This window comes from Stenotrophomonas sp. ATs4 (assembly GCF_051861585.1).
Taxonomy (GTDB): domain Bacteria; phylum Pseudomonadota; class Gammaproteobacteria; order Xanthomonadales; family Xanthomonadaceae; genus Stenotrophomonas; species Stenotrophomonas maltophilia_AS.
On sequence record NZ_JBLYPK010000001.1, the window covers coordinates 1 to 15,754 of the forward strand.

15 protein-coding genes are annotated in these 15,754 nt (G+C 67.2%); 8 read left to right on the forward strand and 7 right to left on the reverse strand.

Annotated features, from left to right (window positions below):
* Window positions 1–230 precede the first annotated feature (230 nt).
* Entirely contained in the window at window positions 231–1,844 is a 1,614-nt protein-coding gene (locus ABR323_RS00005; RefSeq protein ID WP_439447773.1) for an alpha-glucosidase, read from the reverse strand.
* 213 nt (window positions 1,845–2,057) lie between these two features.
* Between ABR323_RS00005 and ABR323_RS00010 the strand changes: the two genes are divergently transcribed.
* On the forward strand, window positions 2,058–3,056 hold the full coding sequence (locus tag ABR323_RS00010; RefSeq protein WP_135272645.1) for a polyprenyl synthetase family protein: 999 nt from the start codon (window positions 2,058–2,060) through the stop codon (window positions 3,054–3,056).
* Between the two features lie 96 nt (window positions 3,057–3,152).
* Here the strand turns inward: ABR323_RS00010 and ABR323_RS00015 are convergent, their stop codons facing one another.
* A complete protein-coding gene (locus ABR323_RS00015) occupies window positions 3,153–3,944 on the reverse strand; it encodes a dienelactone hydrolase family protein (RefSeq protein ID WP_439447774.1) in 792 nt (263 codons plus the stop codon).
* A 132-nt stretch (window positions 3,945–4,076) separates the two neighbouring features.
* On the opposite strand from ABR323_RS00015, the gene ABR323_RS00020 reads away from it, so the two are divergent.
* On the forward strand, window positions 4,077–4,661 hold the full coding sequence (locus ABR323_RS00020; protein ID WP_439447775.1) for an SMI1/KNR4 family protein: 585 nt from the start codon (window positions 4,077–4,079) through the stop codon (window positions 4,659–4,661).
* 60 nt (window positions 4,662–4,721) lie between these two features.
* Here ABR323_RS00020 and murD read toward each other — a convergent pair whose 3' ends face one another.
* From murD to ABR323_RS00035, 3 genes are all read right to left on the reverse strand, one after another.
* Window positions 4,722–6,131, reverse strand: coding sequence for a UDP-N-acetylmuramoyl-L-alanine--D-glutamate ligase (murD, locus tag ABR323_RS00025; protein ID WP_439447776.1), 1,410 nt, complete (start codon window positions 6,129–6,131; stop codon window positions 4,722–4,724).
* Window positions 6,112–7,464, reverse strand: coding sequence for a UDP-N-acetyl-alpha-D-muramoyl-L-alanyl-L-glutamate epimerase (gene murL, locus ABR323_RS00030; RefSeq protein ID WP_439447777.1), 1,353 nt, complete (start codon window positions 7,462–7,464; stop codon window positions 6,112–6,114). Before murL ends, murD begins: the two co-directional genes overlap by 20 nt.
* Before the next feature lie 87 nt (window positions 7,465–7,551).
* A complete protein-coding gene (locus tag ABR323_RS00035) occupies window positions 7,552–10,146 on the reverse strand; it encodes a bifunctional aspartate kinase/diaminopimelate decarboxylase (protein ID WP_439447778.1) in 2,595 nt (864 codons plus the stop codon).
* A 75-nt stretch (window positions 10,147–10,221) separates the two neighbouring features.
* Between ABR323_RS00035 and ABR323_RS00040 the strand changes: the two genes are divergently transcribed.
* Both ABR323_RS00040 and ABR323_RS00045 read left to right on the forward strand, forming a co-directional pair.
* Window positions 10,222–11,094, forward strand: coding sequence for a PhzF family phenazine biosynthesis protein (locus tag ABR323_RS00040; RefSeq protein WP_439447779.1), 873 nt, complete (start codon window positions 10,222–10,224; stop codon window positions 11,092–11,094).
* Window positions 11,095–11,188: 94 nt separating this feature from the next.
* The gene (locus ABR323_RS00045; RefSeq protein WP_439447780.1) at window positions 11,189–12,067 is read left to right on the forward strand and encodes a PhzF family phenazine biosynthesis protein; all 879 of its coding nucleotides are present in this window, start codon (window positions 11,189–11,191) and stop codon (window positions 12,065–12,067) included.
* Between the two features lie 46 nt (window positions 12,068–12,113).
* Here the strand turns inward: ABR323_RS00045 and ABR323_RS00050 are convergent, their stop codons facing one another.
* Window positions 12,114–12,545 carry an OsmC family protein gene (locus tag ABR323_RS00050; protein ID WP_014646276.1) on the reverse strand — a complete coding sequence of 144 codons (432 nt, stop codon included), beginning with the start codon at window positions 12,543–12,545 and terminating at the stop codon, window positions 12,114–12,116.
* 370 nt (window positions 12,546–12,915) lie between these two features.
* Between ABR323_RS00050 and ABR323_RS00055 the strand changes: the two genes are divergently transcribed.
* The 4 genes from ABR323_RS00055 (at window position 12,916) to ABR323_RS00070 (ending at window position 15,148) form a co-directional block, all read left to right on the forward strand.
* A complete protein-coding gene (locus ABR323_RS00055) occupies window positions 12,916–13,314 on the forward strand; it encodes an HU family DNA-binding protein (RefSeq protein WP_012510328.1) in 399 nt (132 codons plus the stop codon).
* A gap of 254 nt (window positions 13,315–13,568) precedes the next feature.
* Entirely contained in the window at window positions 13,569–13,877 is a 309-nt protein-coding gene (locus tag ABR323_RS00060; protein WP_135272637.1) for a DUF3861 family protein, read from the forward strand.
* Window positions 13,878–13,933: 56 nt separating this feature from the next.
* Window positions 13,934–14,470 carry a hypothetical protein gene (locus tag ABR323_RS00065; protein WP_439447781.1) on the forward strand — a complete coding sequence of 179 codons (537 nt, stop codon included), beginning with the start codon at window positions 13,934–13,936 and terminating at the stop codon, window positions 14,468–14,470.
* Between the two features lie 81 nt (window positions 14,471–14,551).
* Complete coding sequence (locus tag ABR323_RS00070) at window positions 14,552–15,148, forward strand: DUF1439 domain-containing protein (RefSeq protein ID WP_012510326.1); 597 nt, start codon at window positions 14,552–14,554, stop codon at window positions 15,146–15,148.
* A 72-nt stretch (window positions 15,149–15,220) separates the two neighbouring features.
* On the opposite strand, the gene ABR323_RS00075 is transcribed toward ABR323_RS00070, so the two are convergent.
* Entirely contained in the window at window positions 15,221–15,688 is a 468-nt protein-coding gene (locus ABR323_RS00075; RefSeq protein ID WP_010483549.1) for an SET domain-containing protein, read from the reverse strand.
* Window positions 15,689–15,754 lie beyond the last annotated feature (66 nt).

Here is a 15,754-nt window from a genome sequence, read left to right on the forward strand (position 1 = left end):
CACCGCACTGCCCCATCCACGCATGGCGTGGATCTACCACCGCATTGCCCCATCCACGCATGGCGTGGATCTACCGCCGCATTGCCCCATCCACGCATGGCGAGGATCCATTCGATACATCCCGGTAGATCCACGCCATGCGTGGATGCCCTGCACCGGAATCCCACCCACAAAAAAGGGACGGGGCGCTTCGGCCCCGTCCCCGCAAGTACCGCCACCGGAGAAAACGGTCAGCTGCGTCGGGCGCAATACACCGCGCGCGGCGGCAGCTGGAGTTCGTTGCCCTGCACCGTGCCCGCATCCGGGCCCGGTACCGCCACCTGCTGCCAGTTGCCCGGCGGCAGCGGATGGCTCACCGCCTCGGCCGACAGGTTGAAGGCCAGCAGGAGGGTTTCATCTGCAAGCATACGCTCGAACAGCAGCACTGGCTCGGCGCTTTCGATGAATCGGATGCTGCCATGCAGGAGCGCCGGCTGGCTATGCCGCCAGGCCAGGAACGCGCGGAATGCCGACAACACCGAGTGCGGATCCCGCTCCTGCACGGCCACCGCCGCCGCCCGGTGCTCGGCCGGGATCGGCAACCAGGGCTGGCCCGTGGTGAAACCGGCCAGTGGCGCGTCGGTCCACGGCAGCGGGGTACGGCAGCCATCACGGCCCTTGAAGTTCGGCCAGAAGGTGATGCCATACGGGTCCTGCAGGGCCTCGAACGGCACCTCGGCCTCGGCCAGGCCCAGCTCCTCGCCCTGGTACAGGCAGACCGAGCCGCGCAGCGAACACAGCATCGCCACCAGCATCCGCGCCAGGCGCGGGTCAGCCGGGTGGCCGCCCCAGCGGCTGACCGCCCGCTCCACGTCGTGATTCGAAACCGCCCAGCACGGCCAGCCTTCGGTCATCGCCGCTTCCAGCCGCGAGACCGTGTCGCGGACATAGGCCGCGCTGTAGTCGTCCACCAGCAGCTCGAAGCTGTAGCCCATGTGCAGGCGGCCATCGCGGGTGTACTCGGCCGTGGTGGCCAGCGAGTCCTCCGAGGAGATCTCGCCCAGGCTGACCGCCCCCGGATACTCGTCCAGCAGCGCGCGCAGGCGCTCCAGGAACGGCAGGTTCTCCGGCTGGGTGTTGTTGTAATAGTGGTACTGGTAGGCGTACGGATTGTCCGGGCTGAAGCCGCGGCCGAAGCGCTTCTCCGCCGGCTTGGCCGGGTTGTCGCGCAGCTGCGCGTCATGGAAGCAGAAGTTGATCGCATCCAGGCGGAAGCCATCCACGCCGCGGTCCAGCCAGAAGCGCACGTTGTCCAGGGTGGCCTGCTGCACGTCCGGGTGATGGAAGTTCAGGTCCGGCTGGTCCACCAGGAAGTTGTGCAGGTAGTACTGCTCCCGGCGCGGCTCCCACTGCCAGGCGCCGCCGCCGAACAGCGACAGCCAGTTGTTGGGCGGGGTGCCGTCCTCGCGCGGGTCGGCCCAGACGTACCAGTCCGCCTTCGGGTTGCGGCGGTCCTGGCGGCTCTCGCGGAACCAGGCATGCTCGATCGAGGTGTGGCTCAGCACCTGGTCGATCATCACCTTCAGGCCCAGGCCGTGGGCCTTGGCCAGCAGGCGGTCGAAGTCATCCAGGTTGCCGAACAGCGGGTCGACGTCGCGGTAGTCGGCGATGTCATAGCCGAAGTCGGCCATCGGCGACTTGAAGAACGGTGAGATCCAGATCGCGTCCACGCCCAGCGCGGCGATGTGGTCCAGGCGCTGGATGATGCCCGGCAGGTCGCCCACCCCATCGCCGTTGGCATCGAGGTAGCTGCGCGGGTAGATCTGGTAGATGACGGCTCCGCGCCACCATGGATAGTGCGACATCGACAGCCCCCTCCGGGCGTGCGGGACCCGCCGGGAGCGGGCCGAAATCCTGATGCCGCAAGCTTAGCGGTGGCCCCACGGGCATGGCGCAACCTGCATACGTATTCACGCAGGCGGCAGCCGTGGCCGGGCCGCGGACGTCGACCCGCCCGGTTTGCGCCCGAATTCACAGGCAGCGCCTATAATCAGCAATGAGCCTGAAAGCCTGATCGCATGACCATCACCGAAGACACCCGTCCCGCCCTGGGCCTGTCCCAGATCCAGTCGCTTGCCGCGGCCGACATGGCCGCCGTCGACGCCCTGATCCGGCGCCGCCTGTCCTCGGACGTCGTGCTGATCAACCAGATCGCCGATCACATCATTTCCGCCGGCGGCAAGCGCCTGCGCCCGATGCTGGTGATGCTGGCCGGCCATGCGGTCGGCCAGGCCGGCCCGGAGCACCATCAGCTGGCGGCGATCATCGAGTTCATCCACACCTCCACCCTGCTGCACGACGACGTGGTGGACGAATCCAGCCTGCGCCGTGGCCGCAGCACCGCCAACGCACTGTGGGGCAACGCGCCCAGCGTGCTGGTCGGCGACTTCCTGTACTCGCGCAGCTTCCAGCTGATGGTCGAGCTGGAGCGCATGTCGGTGATGCAGATCCTGGCCGATGCCACCAACCGCATCGCCGAGGGTGAAGTGCTGCAGCTGCTGCACGTGCACAACCCGGACACCGACGAAGCCGCCTACCTGCGCGTGATCGAGCGCAAGACCGCGGTGCTGTTCGCTGCCGGTACCCGTCTGGGTGCGCTGGCCAGCGGCGTGGACGAAGCCACCCAGCAGGCCCTGTTCGACTACGGCATGCACCTGGGCTACGCGTTCCAGATCGCCGACGACGTGCTGGACTACTCGGCCAACGCCGAGGAACTGGGCAAGAACCTGGGCGACGACCTCGCCGAGGGCAAGGCAACGCTGCCGCTGATCCACGCGATGGCCCACTCCGACGACGCCACCCGCGAGCGCCTGCGCACCATCGTGCAGGACGGTGATGCCTCGGCGATGCCGGAAGTGCTGGCGGCGATCCGCGCCACCGGCGGCCTGGAGTACAGCCGCGCGCGTGCCGAGGAATATGCCGAAGCCGCCGAGCGCGCGCTTGACGGCCTGGGCGACAACGATGCCGTGGCTGCCCTGCGCGGCCTGGCCCGCTACGCGGTGCAGCGCTCGCATTGACCGCATCCGGTAGTGCTGGCCGCTGGCCGGCATTCCCGATGACATCCGCAGCATCATGAGGGTGCCGGCCAGCGGCCGGCACTACCGCTTCACGGATCAACGTTTCTCGAAGCGCTCCTCGAAGAACTCACCCAGCGCCTTCCAGGCGCGCTTGGCCGCCCGTTCGTTGTACTGGCAGCCCGGCGGGCTGTTGGCATCGCGCTCGGCGAAGCAGTGCACCGCCCCGCTGTAGTTGGTGAATTCCCAGTCGACCTTGGCCGCGTCCATTTCCTTCTGGAAGCTGCCGATGTCCTCGGCGGTCACGCTCTTGTCGTCGGCGCCGTTGAGCACCAGCACCGAGGGATGGCTGCCACCTACCTGTGCCGGCAGCGGCGAGCCCAGCCCGCCATGCAGGCTGACCACCCCGGCCAGCGGCGCACCGGCACGGGCCAGTTCCAGCACCGTGGTGCCGCCGAAACAGAAGCCCACCGCGCCGATCCGGCTGGCATCCAACGGCGCCTTGCCGGCCTGGGCCTTTAGCACGTTCACCGCTTCCAGCGCACGTGCGCGCAGCAGCGGCCGGTCATTGCGCAGCTTGGTCGCCACCGGCCCCGCCTCGGCATCGGTCTTCGGCCGCACGCCCTTGCCGTACACGTCGGCCACCAGCACCACGTAATCATCGCCGGCCAGCTGCTTGGCCTTCTCGATGGCCGATTCGTTCACACCCTTCCAGTTCGGCACCATCACCAGGCCAGGGCGCTTGTCGTTGTCGCCGTCGTCATAGACCAGCACGCCACTGAAAGTCGTGCCCTGGTGTTTCCACTCCACCGGCTGCGTCTTCATCGCCGCCCACGCCGGCATCGCCGCCAGCCCCAGCATCACCGCCACACCGCATCGCCAACGATTCATGCGCCTGCTCCACAAAAAAGGGGACGGAGGGGATTAAGCCGTATTCGCCCCTCACGCGTCGCATTCTGCATTGGCGGCGTGACGCAGGTGTGGTTGGATACGACTTAATCCCCTCCGTCCCCTTTTTGCCACATGAACCTAGTTGATCGCTTTCTGTCTGGCCTGATCCCACGCCTGCCTGCCGACGATGCCCCGCAGTGGGCGTACGTGCAGGGCGCCAGCGCCGAGGGCCTGCAACGCCTGCGCGCGCAGTGGCCGCAGGTTCCTGACAGCCTGGTGGAACTGTTGTCGCGCGTGGATGGCACACACTATCGCGAATACCCGAAAGGCGAGGTCTGTGTGCTGATGCTGGGCTCGGACGTGGGCGACTACCCCTACTACCTGCGCTCGGTGGCACAGATCTTCGAGGACCAGCAGCAGTGGGACGACAGCATCCGATCCATCTACGAAGAGTGGCTGGATGACGAACCGGAGATCCTCGGCGAAGGCATCGACGCGGACCTGCCGATGAGTCGCCGCCTGTGCTTCTCGCACTGCATGAACAACGGCGGTACCTCGATGCTGTATCTGGATTTTGATCCGGCACCGGGCGGCGTTGCCGGCCAGGTGGTGCGCTACCTGCACGATCCAGACAGCTATGTTGTCATCGCGCCCAGCTTCGATGCGTACCTGCAACAGCTGATTGACGGCGATTACAGCTTCATTGATCAAGAGTAGATCCACGCCATGCGTGGATGAATTTCCCCGTGGGTTGCCGGCCAGCGGCCGGCACTACCTTCAAGCGATACCCAACCCCGGAATCGCGCTGATGCTGTCCGGGTCAAATCCAGCCAGTTCGGCGAAATGACGGCCACGCGCCACGTAGTCACGGTAGGCACCGAAGCTCGGCGCGCCCGGCGACAGCAGCACCACCCCGCCCTGCTCGCCCAGCGCAGTACGCGCCAGCGCCATCGCCTCGGGCAGATCGCCCGCCGCGTGCAGGCCGAAGCGGCCGGCATCGGCCAGCGGCTGCAGCATCGCGTGGATGCGCGGGCCATTGCTGCCCATGGTCACGATCTCCACCGGCGGCACATCGTGCGCCATGTGCTGCATGAAATCGGTCCAGTCCAGGCCACGGTCGTGCCCGCCCACCAGCAACGCGATGCGCTGCCCGGCGAAGCACTCCAGCGCGGCCAGGCTGGCGTGCGGCGTGGTGCTGATTGAATCGTTGATGTAGGCCAGGCCATCGGACACGCCGATGCGCTGCAGGCGGTTGGGCAGCGGCCAGAAATCCTGCACCGCCGGCGCCAGCGCCACCGCGTCCAGGCCCAGTGCTTCCAGTGCAGCCAGCACCGCGCACAGATTGCCGCGGTTGTGGCGCCCCGGCAGTGGCGTGTTACGGGTATCGAACACGGCCTGCTCACCGCGATGCACGATGTCACCACGCATATGCCAACCCTGCGGCTGGTTGAACCAGACCACTTCGCTGTCGAGCAGCGACAGCGCGGCCAAGTGCGGATCGGCAGCATTGAGCACGGCGATGCGCGGCGCGGCTTCAGTCACCAGCCGCAGCTTGTCGTCGATGTAACGCTGTTCGCTGCCGTGCCAGTCCAGGTGTTCCGGGAACAGGTTCAGCACCACCGCCACCTGCGGGTGGGCACCACTGCGCGCCACTTCGCCGGTCTGGTAGCTGGACAGTTCCACCGCCCAGTACTCGGGCGCGGGCTGCGGGTCCAGCACTTCCAGCAGCGGCAGGCCAATGTTGCCGACCAGGCCGGTACGGTGGCCGGCGGCACGCAGCAGGTGCGCGACAAGCGCGGTGGTGGTGCTCTTGCCCTTGGTACCGGTCACGCACACGGTGTCGTGCACGATGCCATCGGCACCCGCATGTTCGGCAAACCACAGCGCGGTGCCACCGATGAAGGTGGTGCCCTGCTCCGCCGCCGCCAGCGCGATCGGCTGGTACGGGCTGATGCCGGGAGACTTGATCACCACGTCAAACGCGGCCAGCGCTTCAGCAGAAGGCTCACCACGCACGTCCAGCACGCCCTGCGTTTCCGCACGCGCGGCCTCGACTTCGGCCGCCGGGCAGAACAGGCTCAGTGGCAGCGTGGGCAGGCGCTCACGCAGCACCGCGAACGCGGCGCGGCCCTCACGGCCCCAGCCCCACAGCGCAACGCGCTTTCCTTCAAGCTTCGAAATCTTCACGCACCCGTTCCCACAGCGCAGCCGGAACGCGGTGCTCGCCCTGCAGCTGCAGCAGCGGTGCCAGTTCCAGTTCGGCGGCATCCAGCTGCGGCTGGATCTCATTGCAGAAGCGCTTCACCAGCACGTCTTCCTTCCACTCCGGGCGCTGCGCCAGGGTCGCCATCGCCGCACGCGATTCGCGGCCTTCGCCCACGCACTCGAACGGCTTGTGGTCCTGGAATTCCAGCAGCGCGTCGAAACCACCGGCCTGTTCGATATCGTCCAGCAGGTTGCGGCCGAAGATGCGCACCAGGCGCGTCTTGGGCATGAACGGGGCCAGCGCCAGGAACACGAAGTGGCACTTCGGGCAGACGCCGCACCAGCGATTCACCGGGCGCTCGCCGAGGATGTGGAAGTTGCGGTTGCAGCTGGAGAAGTGCGCGTCGTAGAAATCGGTCTTGGCGAACTGGCGGGCCACCGCCAGCTCGGACATCGGGCGCAGCAGCGAGTAGTACTGCAGGTCGGCGGCCACCTGCTTCTGCACGTACTCACCAAAGGCCTGCTCGAATGCCCAGCCCTTGGACCACTGGTGGTTCACTTCGCCGGTGCCCGGAATCTGGCTGCCATAGCTGGCCGAACGCTCATTGGAGAACACCACCTGGTCCACGTCCTGCAGCAGCGCGGCCAGCACCATGATCGCCGAGTTCACCGCGGTGACCGGGATATGGCCGTTCCAGGCGCCCTGGCGGTTGAGCTCAAACAGTTCCGGCGCCAGCGCGCGGCCCAGGTTCAGCGTCGGCAGGCCGGTGCGTTCGGCGCAGGCGCGGATCAGCTGCGAACCACCGATCCAGGTCACCGTCTCGTCCACGCCGGCACGGCGCAGTGCTTCGATGCTGACCAGCGAATCCTTGCCGCCACCGATCGCCACCAGCGCATGCGGCTGCAGGCCCAGCACCAGCGCCTGCACCGTTTCACCCTGTACCGGCAGGCGGAAACGCCCGCGCAGGTTCAGGCCGTTGCGGTAGGCGAATTCACCCAGGCCGTTGAGATAGACCGTTTCCACCAGTGCAGCGGTATCGGCATCGATGGCGTAGCTGTCGATGCTGACCGTCTCCGGCACGCCCGCCTTGTAGTAGCTGACACCGGCGATCAGGTGCAGCAGCTGCAGTGCGCGCTGCACCGCGGCCGCGCGCGCCTCGTCCAGCACGAATGGTGCGCCGGGCACGGTAACGGTTTCCACCATCTCCGGGCCGTCATCAAAGGCGTAGACCAGCTTGGCCACGCCGGTGTCCGCGGCGAATTCGCAGCGAACGAAGCGGAAGCGGGAAACCTGGTGTTTGTCAAAAGCAGTCATGGTGAATCCAGTTCAAGCACGGTCAGGCACGCACCCGCGCGTTGGCGCGGGGCATGTCGGTGGGCGGGTGCAGGGCGCGGACGCAGATCACTCGATCACGTCTTCGCGCGGCATCGCCCGCTGGTTGTAGGTGTTGGACATCACATAGCCGTAGGCACCGGCATCGGCGATCAACATCACATCGTCCGGCGCGGTCGATACCGGCAGCTTGCGGCGCTTGCCGAACACGTCGCTGGATTCGCAGATCGGGCCGACCACATCGAACGCCGCCTCGGCATAACCGCCCTGGCGGCTGAGGTTCTCGATATCGTGCCAGGCGTCGTACAGGGCCGGGCGCATCAGTGTGTTCATGCCCGCATCCAGACCGACACGACGCACGCCGTCCTTCTCCACCACCTGGGTGGCGTGGGTCAGCAGAACGCCGGATTCGGCCACCAGGAAGCGACCCGGCTCGATCGCCAGGCGGAATGCCGGGTGCAGCGCCTTGACCTCGGCCAGGCCCTCGGCCCAGGCATCCAGATCGAACGGCTCGTCCTCGGCACTGTAAGGAATCGGCAGGCCACCACCGATGTCGATGGTGTGCACGCTGCCGATGCGGCGGGCGAAGCCGGCCAGCTCATCGCACATCAGGCGCCAGTGCTGCGCGGTTTCCACGCCGCTGCCCAGATGCGCATGCAGGCCGACCACGCGCGTGCCCAGCTCGGTGGCTGCGCGCACGAACTCGTCCACGCGGGCGATCGGCAGCCCGAACTTGGAATCCTTGCCGCCGGTACGGACCTTGGCGTGGTGGCCTTCGCCACGGCCCAGATCAACCCGCAGCCACAGTTCGCGGTTGCGGAACAGGTCCGGCCAACGCTGCAGTGCTTCGACATTGTCGATAGTAACGGTCACGCCCAATGCGAAGGCAGCTTCGTACTCTTCGCGCGGGCAGAAGCTGGGGGTGAACAGCACGCGCTTGGGCGACAGCTCCGGCAGATGCTGGAACACGTGCTTCAGTTCACCGTGCGATACGCACTCCAGGCCGAAGCCCTCGGCTTCCAGCAGCTGCAGGATGGCCGGATGGCTGTTGGCCTTGATCGCGTAGTAGCGCTGGTCGATCGGCTTGATCGCCGCCAGCGCGCGGGCGCGGGCGCGCACCGTCGGCAGGTGGTAGACATAGCGCGGCGTACCGGCATCGGCCAGTTGCAAAAGGTGCGCACGCTGGCCCCGCCACCACGGCGTACCGCGCGGACGCACGGTACCGGCAATCTCGCGCCAGCGCGGACCGAATACCTCGGTCTCTTCCACCGGCATTGCACCGCTGTCGATCAGCTCGGCATGCAGGATCGGCAGCAGGCCATCGGCATCGGCCTCGTCGATCACGAAGGTCAGGTTCAGATCGTTGGACGACTGCGAAATCATGTGCACGCGCTCACGACCGAAGGTCGCCCACACGTCCGAAAGCTTGTGCAGCAGCGAGCGCATGCCCAGGCCGACCAGGGTGATGGCCGCGCACGGCACGATCACCTTCACCTTGCAGATCTGCGACAGGTCAGCCGACAGCGCGGCCAGCACATCGGTGTTGACCAGATTCTCGGACGGGTCCAGCGACACGGTGACGTTGGTCTCGGCCGAACCGATCAGGTCCACCGACAGTCCGTGCTTCTTGAACAGACCGAACACATCGGCCAGGAAGCCGACCTGCTGCCACATGCCGATGCCTTCCATCGACACCAGCACGATGCCGTTGCGGCGGCTGATCGCCTTCACTCCCGGCACCGGCGCGGCATTGCCATCGATGCTGGTACCCGGCAGTTCCGGGCGCTCGGTATCGAGGATGGCCATCGGCACGCCCGCATCGCGGCACGGCTTGATCGAGCGCGGATGCAGCACCTTGGCGCCGGTGGTGGCGATTTCCTGCGCCTCGTAATAGTCCAGCCGGGTCAGCAGGCGCGCGTCCGGCACGTCGCGCGGATTTGCACTGAACATGCCCGGCACATCGGTCCAGATCTCCACGCGGCTGGCGCCGAGCAGCGCACCGAAGTACGCCGCCGAGGTATCCGAGCCACCGCGGCCGAGGATGGCGGTGCCGCCATCGGCATGCCGCGAGATGAAGCCCTGGGTGATCAGCAGGCGGGTCGGCTGCGCGCGGAAACGCTGCGCCCACTCGGCATCGGCTCGCCACTGGCAGTTCACCGACAGGCGCTGCGACCAGTCGCTCTGGTTCGGCTGCGGCGGCAGTGCATCCAGCCACTGGCGGGCATCCATCCAGCCGAAATCCAGGCCGCTGGCGCGCAGATAGGCCGCACCCAGGCTGGACGACAGCAGTTCGCCCTGGCCCAGTACTTCGGCCTGCCACTCCAGCGGGCGGGTTGTCGCACGCGCATCGTCGAGCAGGCCCTGCAGCGCAGCCAGACGTTCGGCCAGCACCTCACGGCCCAGGCCCAGCTCGGCCAGGAAACCCTCATGACGCTCGACCAGCGCTGCCACGCGATCACGGCTGTCCGGCGCGCCATCGGCGATCGCGGTCAGCTCGTTGGTGACCCCGGACAGCGCCGAAACCACCACCAGTACGCGCGCGCCGGTCTCTTCCGCACGTTTTTTCGCCAGCTTCCCGATCGTGTCCCAGCGATGACGACGCGACACCGAGGTGCCGCCGAACTTCAGTACGATCCAACGATCGACAAGGGGGGAAGCTGACATGGATTGGCTATGTAGAATGTGGGGAAGCCGCCCTCGGGGGCGGAACCTTTGATTCTAAGCGCAATATCCCCGTAGATGGCCGTCCTCCGTTACCTGCAGCTCGATGTCTTCGCCCCCCGCCCCGGCACCGGCAATCCGCTGGGCGCCGTCCTGGACGCCGACGGGCTCTCCAGCAGCCAGATGCAGGCCCTGGCCGCCTGGCTGAACCTGTCCGAGACGGTGTTCTTCCTGCGCCCCAGCGCGCCCGGGGCCGACTACCACATCCGCATTTTCACCCCGAGCCGCGAGCTGGCATTTGCCGGCCACCCCAGTGTCGGCGCCGCCTGGGCGGCGGTGACCTGCGACCTGGCGCAACCGCGCGACGGCGCCCTGCTGCAGCAATGCGCGGCAGGGTTGCTGCCGGTACGGGTGAGCGGCCCGGCCGAGGCACTGCAGATCCAGCTGGCCAGCCCACCGGCGCGGCAACTGGAGACGACGGCCGGCGCCGCGCCGAAGGAGCTGCTGGCGCTGGCTGCCAGCGGGCAGGTACCCGAACTGTGGGACAACGGCGCACGCTGGTGGCTGCTGCCGCTGCGCGACGCCGCCGCCGTACGCGGCCTGGCGCCGGATATGGCGGCCCTGCGCAACTGGAGCCTGGCCACCGACGCTACCGGTCTGGCCGTGTTCGCCGACGAGGCCGGCGCCGACCACACCCGCGTGGTGCGCGCCTTCTGCCCCGCCGATGCGGCCGCCGTACCCGAGGATCCGGTGACCGGCAGCGCCAACGCCCTGATCGGTGCCTGGCTGCGGCAGCGCACTGCCCTGCCCGGCCGCGAGGGTCGCTATGTAGCGAGTCAGGGTCGCGAGGTCGGTCGCGATGGCCGCGTGCAGGTCGAGGTCGATGCGCAGGGCACGGTGTGGATCGGCGGCCAGGTGCAGCCGGTCATCGATGGACACCTTCGCTGGTAGCGCCGGCCCATGCCCGGAAGCTTGGCCGCGCTGCGCGCTCGCGGGCATGGCCCGGCGCTACCGTATTCCCCTTCATCCTTGGAGTTTCGCCCCGATGACCACCCGCCGTTTCCTGCAGCTGGATGTGTTTTCCCCGCGCCCCGGCGCGGGTAATCCGCTGGCCGTAGTGCTCGATGCCGAAGGCCTGGACGACGCCAGCATGCAGGCCATCGCCCGCTGGACGCGTCTGCCGGAAACCACCTTCGTGTTCCCTCCGCAGGCATCCGGCGCCAGCTACCGCCTGCGCATGTTCAGCCCGCAGAAGGAAGTTCCGTTTGCTGGCCATCCCAGCGTAGGCACCGCACATGCGGTACTGCAGGCAGGGCTGGCGACAGCGGTCGATGGCGTGCTGGTGCAGGACGGCATCGCCGGTGCGCTGCCGCTGCGCGTCAGTGGCGAAGGCACGCAGCAGCGGATTGCCATCCGTACTCCGCGCGCGCAGCTGGCCGAAACCGCCGAGGCGATCGATCCACGCCTGCAGGCGGCGTTGAAGGGATGGCCGCTTGGCACGCTGCCGCCGGCACGCATGCAGGGCGGGCGCAGCTGGTGGGTGGTGCAGGTTGCCGATGAAGCCGCCTTGCGCGCCCTGCATCCGGACTGGGACGCGGTGGCCGCACTGGCCGAGTCCACCGACAGCATGGGCGTGTTCGCCTATGCCTTCAGCGATGGCAGCGAGGGATTCGACCTGGCCGTGCGCGCCTTCGTCGGCAATGGCCGGCGCTTCGAGGATGCTGCCTCGGGGGCCGCCAATGCCGTGCTGGCCGCATGGCTGGATCTGCGTGATGCGCTGCCACGGGGCCGTGCACCGTTCGAAGTCAGCCAGGGCCGCGAAGTCGGCCACGATGCGCGCCTGACCCTGCGGGTCGACGCCGATGGCGAGGTCTGGTCCGGCGGCCAGGTGCAGACGGTGATTACCGGCACCCTCGACTGGTGATCGCCTGTACGCGATAGCGCCGGGCATGGCCCGGCGCTACCGCCTATCAGCCCAGCTCGGCTTCCAGGCTGATCGGTACCGCGCTCAGCGCCTTGGACACCGGGCAGTTCTGCTTGGCGTCATCGGCAATGGCGCGGAACTGTGCTGCATCAATGCCCGGCACCACAGCCTTCACTTTCAGCCGGATCTGCGACAGCTGCGGGCCGCCTTCCAGTGACAGGTCGACCTTGGCCTCGGTATCCAGCGAGGTCGGGGTGAAGCCGGCTTCGCCGAGCTTGGCCGACAGCGCCATGGTGAAACAGCCGGCATGCGCAGCGGCGATCAGTTCTTCCGGATTGGTGCCTTTTTCGTCGCCGAAACGGCTGTTGAAGCCATAGCGGGTCTTGTCCAGCAGCCCGCTCTGCGGCGTGCTCAACTGTCCCTTGCCGGACTTCAGATCGCCTTCCCAGTGCGCGGTGGCGTGTCGCGAGATTCCCATGTGCTGCTCCTGCGTGGCGGTGATGAACGTTCACCCTCGCACGGCACGCGTTAGCCCTGCGTCGCTCCGCCGCACGCCGGACGTCATCCTGGATGCAGGCACGTGGACACTTCCTCGCCAGGGAAACGCGCATTTTTCCCTTGTTTTCAGTGATTTCGCGCATCCCCGTGCTGCCGGGACAGGTATTACCGGCCGCGTCGCGACACCCCATCCCCCACCAGCGGCCATGTGCTGAATCGGCCTGGATATGAAAAAACATGCACTTTCCGCGCTCCGGGCTATTGGCGGCGCCCGAGAGTTGCCCTACATTGCGCTTGCCGACGGGGTTCGGCGCCGACCAAACAACCAACCGTTCACGGAACAGGAAACCATGGCAAAGACCGCTAAGAAGGCTGCCCCGAAGAAGGCAGTGAAGAAAGTCGCGACGAAGGCAGCCGCCAAGCCGGCCGCTCCGAAGCCGATCAAGGAAGTGCTGACCAAGTCCGGCCTGGTTGCACACATCGCTGAAGCCTCCGGCGTCATCGCCAAGGACGTCCGCGCTGTGCTGGCCTCGCTGGAAAGCGCCGTCGCCTCCTCGGTGCACAAGAAGGGCGCTGGCTCCTTCACCCTGCCGGGCCTGCTGAAGATCTCCACCGTCAATGTGCCGGCCAAGCCGAAGCGCAAGGGCATCAACCCGTTCACCAAGGAAGAGCAGTGGTTCGCTGCCAAGCCGGCCACCACCAAGCTGAAGGTGCGTCCGCTGAAGAAGCTGAAGGACGCCGCGCTCTAAGCGCGCGCCCCAAAGCGGATTCCGACGGGACGGCTCTGGCCGTCCCGTTTTTTTTGTCCCAACCACGGCCCGCAACACAGCGTTGCCGCTTTCCGGGAAATGCCCGCTGAGGCCCGTCGCCATTGGCCGGAGGCGGTCTGTTCCGACCGCGGAACGTACCGGGTGGAACACTGCGTGCAGCGCCGGCCGTCGCCGCCGGCCGTGGCCTTGCCTATCGTGGGCACATCCTCCACAGCTACGGCGAGCACACCCTCATGGCCAGCCCCTCCACCCGCTACCGGATCTCGGTGACCCCCATCGAAAAGGACGGGGTGCAGTGCACCGGGCGCTGCACCATCGAACTTGAACACCGCGCCAGCCGCGACCTGATGCGCCTGCTGGAGGCAGCCCCACGCACCGCCGGCCTCAGCGGCGACGAGCGTGCGACGGTGGTGATCGCCACCCAGCTGCTGCGCGACATCGTGCAGCGACATGCCGAAACCGAAGGCCACGCATTGGCCGCCATCGCAGCACAGGTACTGCCGGCACTGGATGCCTTGGAGCAGTTGCCCGCCTCCCGCTGACAGCAGCGCAACCGATACACTGACCTCCTTCACGTCGCCTCGGGGAGGAGACAGGCATGCGCAGGTTCCTGTTGTTGATTGCGCCGCTGGTGCTGCTGGGCTGTTCCCGGCCGGCGCCACAGCCGGAGCCCGCGATGGCCCCGGCCGGGTCCACCGCCAGCACCGAAGCATCGTCCGCTGCGGATACTGACGCAGCCGCCCTGCAGCCACCGGCGATCGACCCGCTGTTCGCCGCGGTGGCCGCCGACGCCGAATCGCCCTCGATCATGCTCAACCGCTATGTGATCGCGCTGCTCAACCGCAACCGCACCGCAAGCGACGCGGCATGGGCGATTCCGCCGGCCGATCCACACCGCGCAGACGACGCGGCATTGCGACAGCTGCAGGATCTGCGCACGCTGCGCCTGGACAGCGATACCCCGCTCGCACGTGACGGCCAACAACCGCCGCGCCTGCTGGAGGTGCCTGTGCGGATCCGCGCGGTCACCGCACAGGGCACCTTCCGCTTCGGTGGCTGGTACCGCGTGCAGCCCAGCAGTGACGGCCGTGCCTGGCAGATCCAGTCGGCGCAACTGCGGCCAACGCTGGACTGAACCGTTGCAGCGGCATGCACGCACGATTCAGCCGGCACGGCTACTCTTTGATTCGTCCATTCATACCCACCGGTCACCGCCATGCGCCTGCGTTCCCTGATGACCCGCCTCGCCGCCTCCACCGTGCTGATCGCTGCTGCGATCGGCGCTCAGGCCGCCCCTTCCATCTCCGGCCGCGAACTGTCGGTTGGTGCCAGCGACGTGCAGCAGTACCTCGATGGCAGCTTCCCACGCACCCAGGACGCGCTGGGCGGCCTGATCGCCCTGACCATGAGCCATCCGCAGCTGAGCCTTCCGGCCGGCGAACGATTGAACCTGGGCATGGATGTGGCACTGGCCACAGCCGGCGGCAACCCGGCCAAACTGGGCACGGTGAAGCTCAGTAGTGGCCTGCGCTACGACGCGCAGACCCAGGGCTTCCACCTGCAGCAGCCGAGCGTGGATGACTTCACCCCGGCCAACCAGGGCGGTCGCCTCGATTCGCGCACCCGTGGCCTGCTCAATGCCTGGCTGAGCGACTACGCCCAACGCGAACCGATCTACAAGCTGGATCCGGCCGTGGCCGGGTTGCTGGGCGCCCTGCAGGTGCAGTCGGCGCAGGTGAAGAACGGCAAGCTGGTGGTCACCTTCAACCAGAACCTGGGCAACCTGGTGCCGGCAGGCGTGCTGGGTAAATAAGGTAGTGCCGGCCGCTGGCCGGCAATCCCCTCAGACAGATGCCGGCCAGCGGCCGGCACTACCCACTGCGGGTCAGCGCTTGGGCTGCAGCATGGTGCCGGTGCACTTGGGCGAACCGCAGCGGCATTCCCAGATCTTCTTCAGCTTGGCCGTGTGGCGCTCGGCCAGGGTGATGCCGTAGTTGTAGGTCAGCTCTTCGCCGGCCTTGATATCGCGCAGTGCCTCGATGAACACCTTGTCGCCACGGCTGTCGCCGTCCTCGTCTTCCTCGATCACCGCCTCGCAGTTCGGGTCGCAGCTGTGGTTGATCCAGCGCGCGTCGTTGCCCTTGTAGTTGGCATCGATCACCCAATCGTCGTTGAGGGTGAACAGGAAGGTATGGCCACTTTCGACGTCACCACTGTCATCGGCATCAACGTCGCCGTGGCTGCGCAGCAGGCCCTTGTACTGGATCACGCGCTCGCCCTGCTTGATCGGGGCCACGGAAAACACACCGTTGCCGTGGATGGCGGACTTGCGGGCTTGGATCTTCTTGGGCATCGGCAAGGGAGGTCTGCAGCAAAAGGAACGTTGATTCTCGCCCATTCCGGGTGATTGCGAAAATCA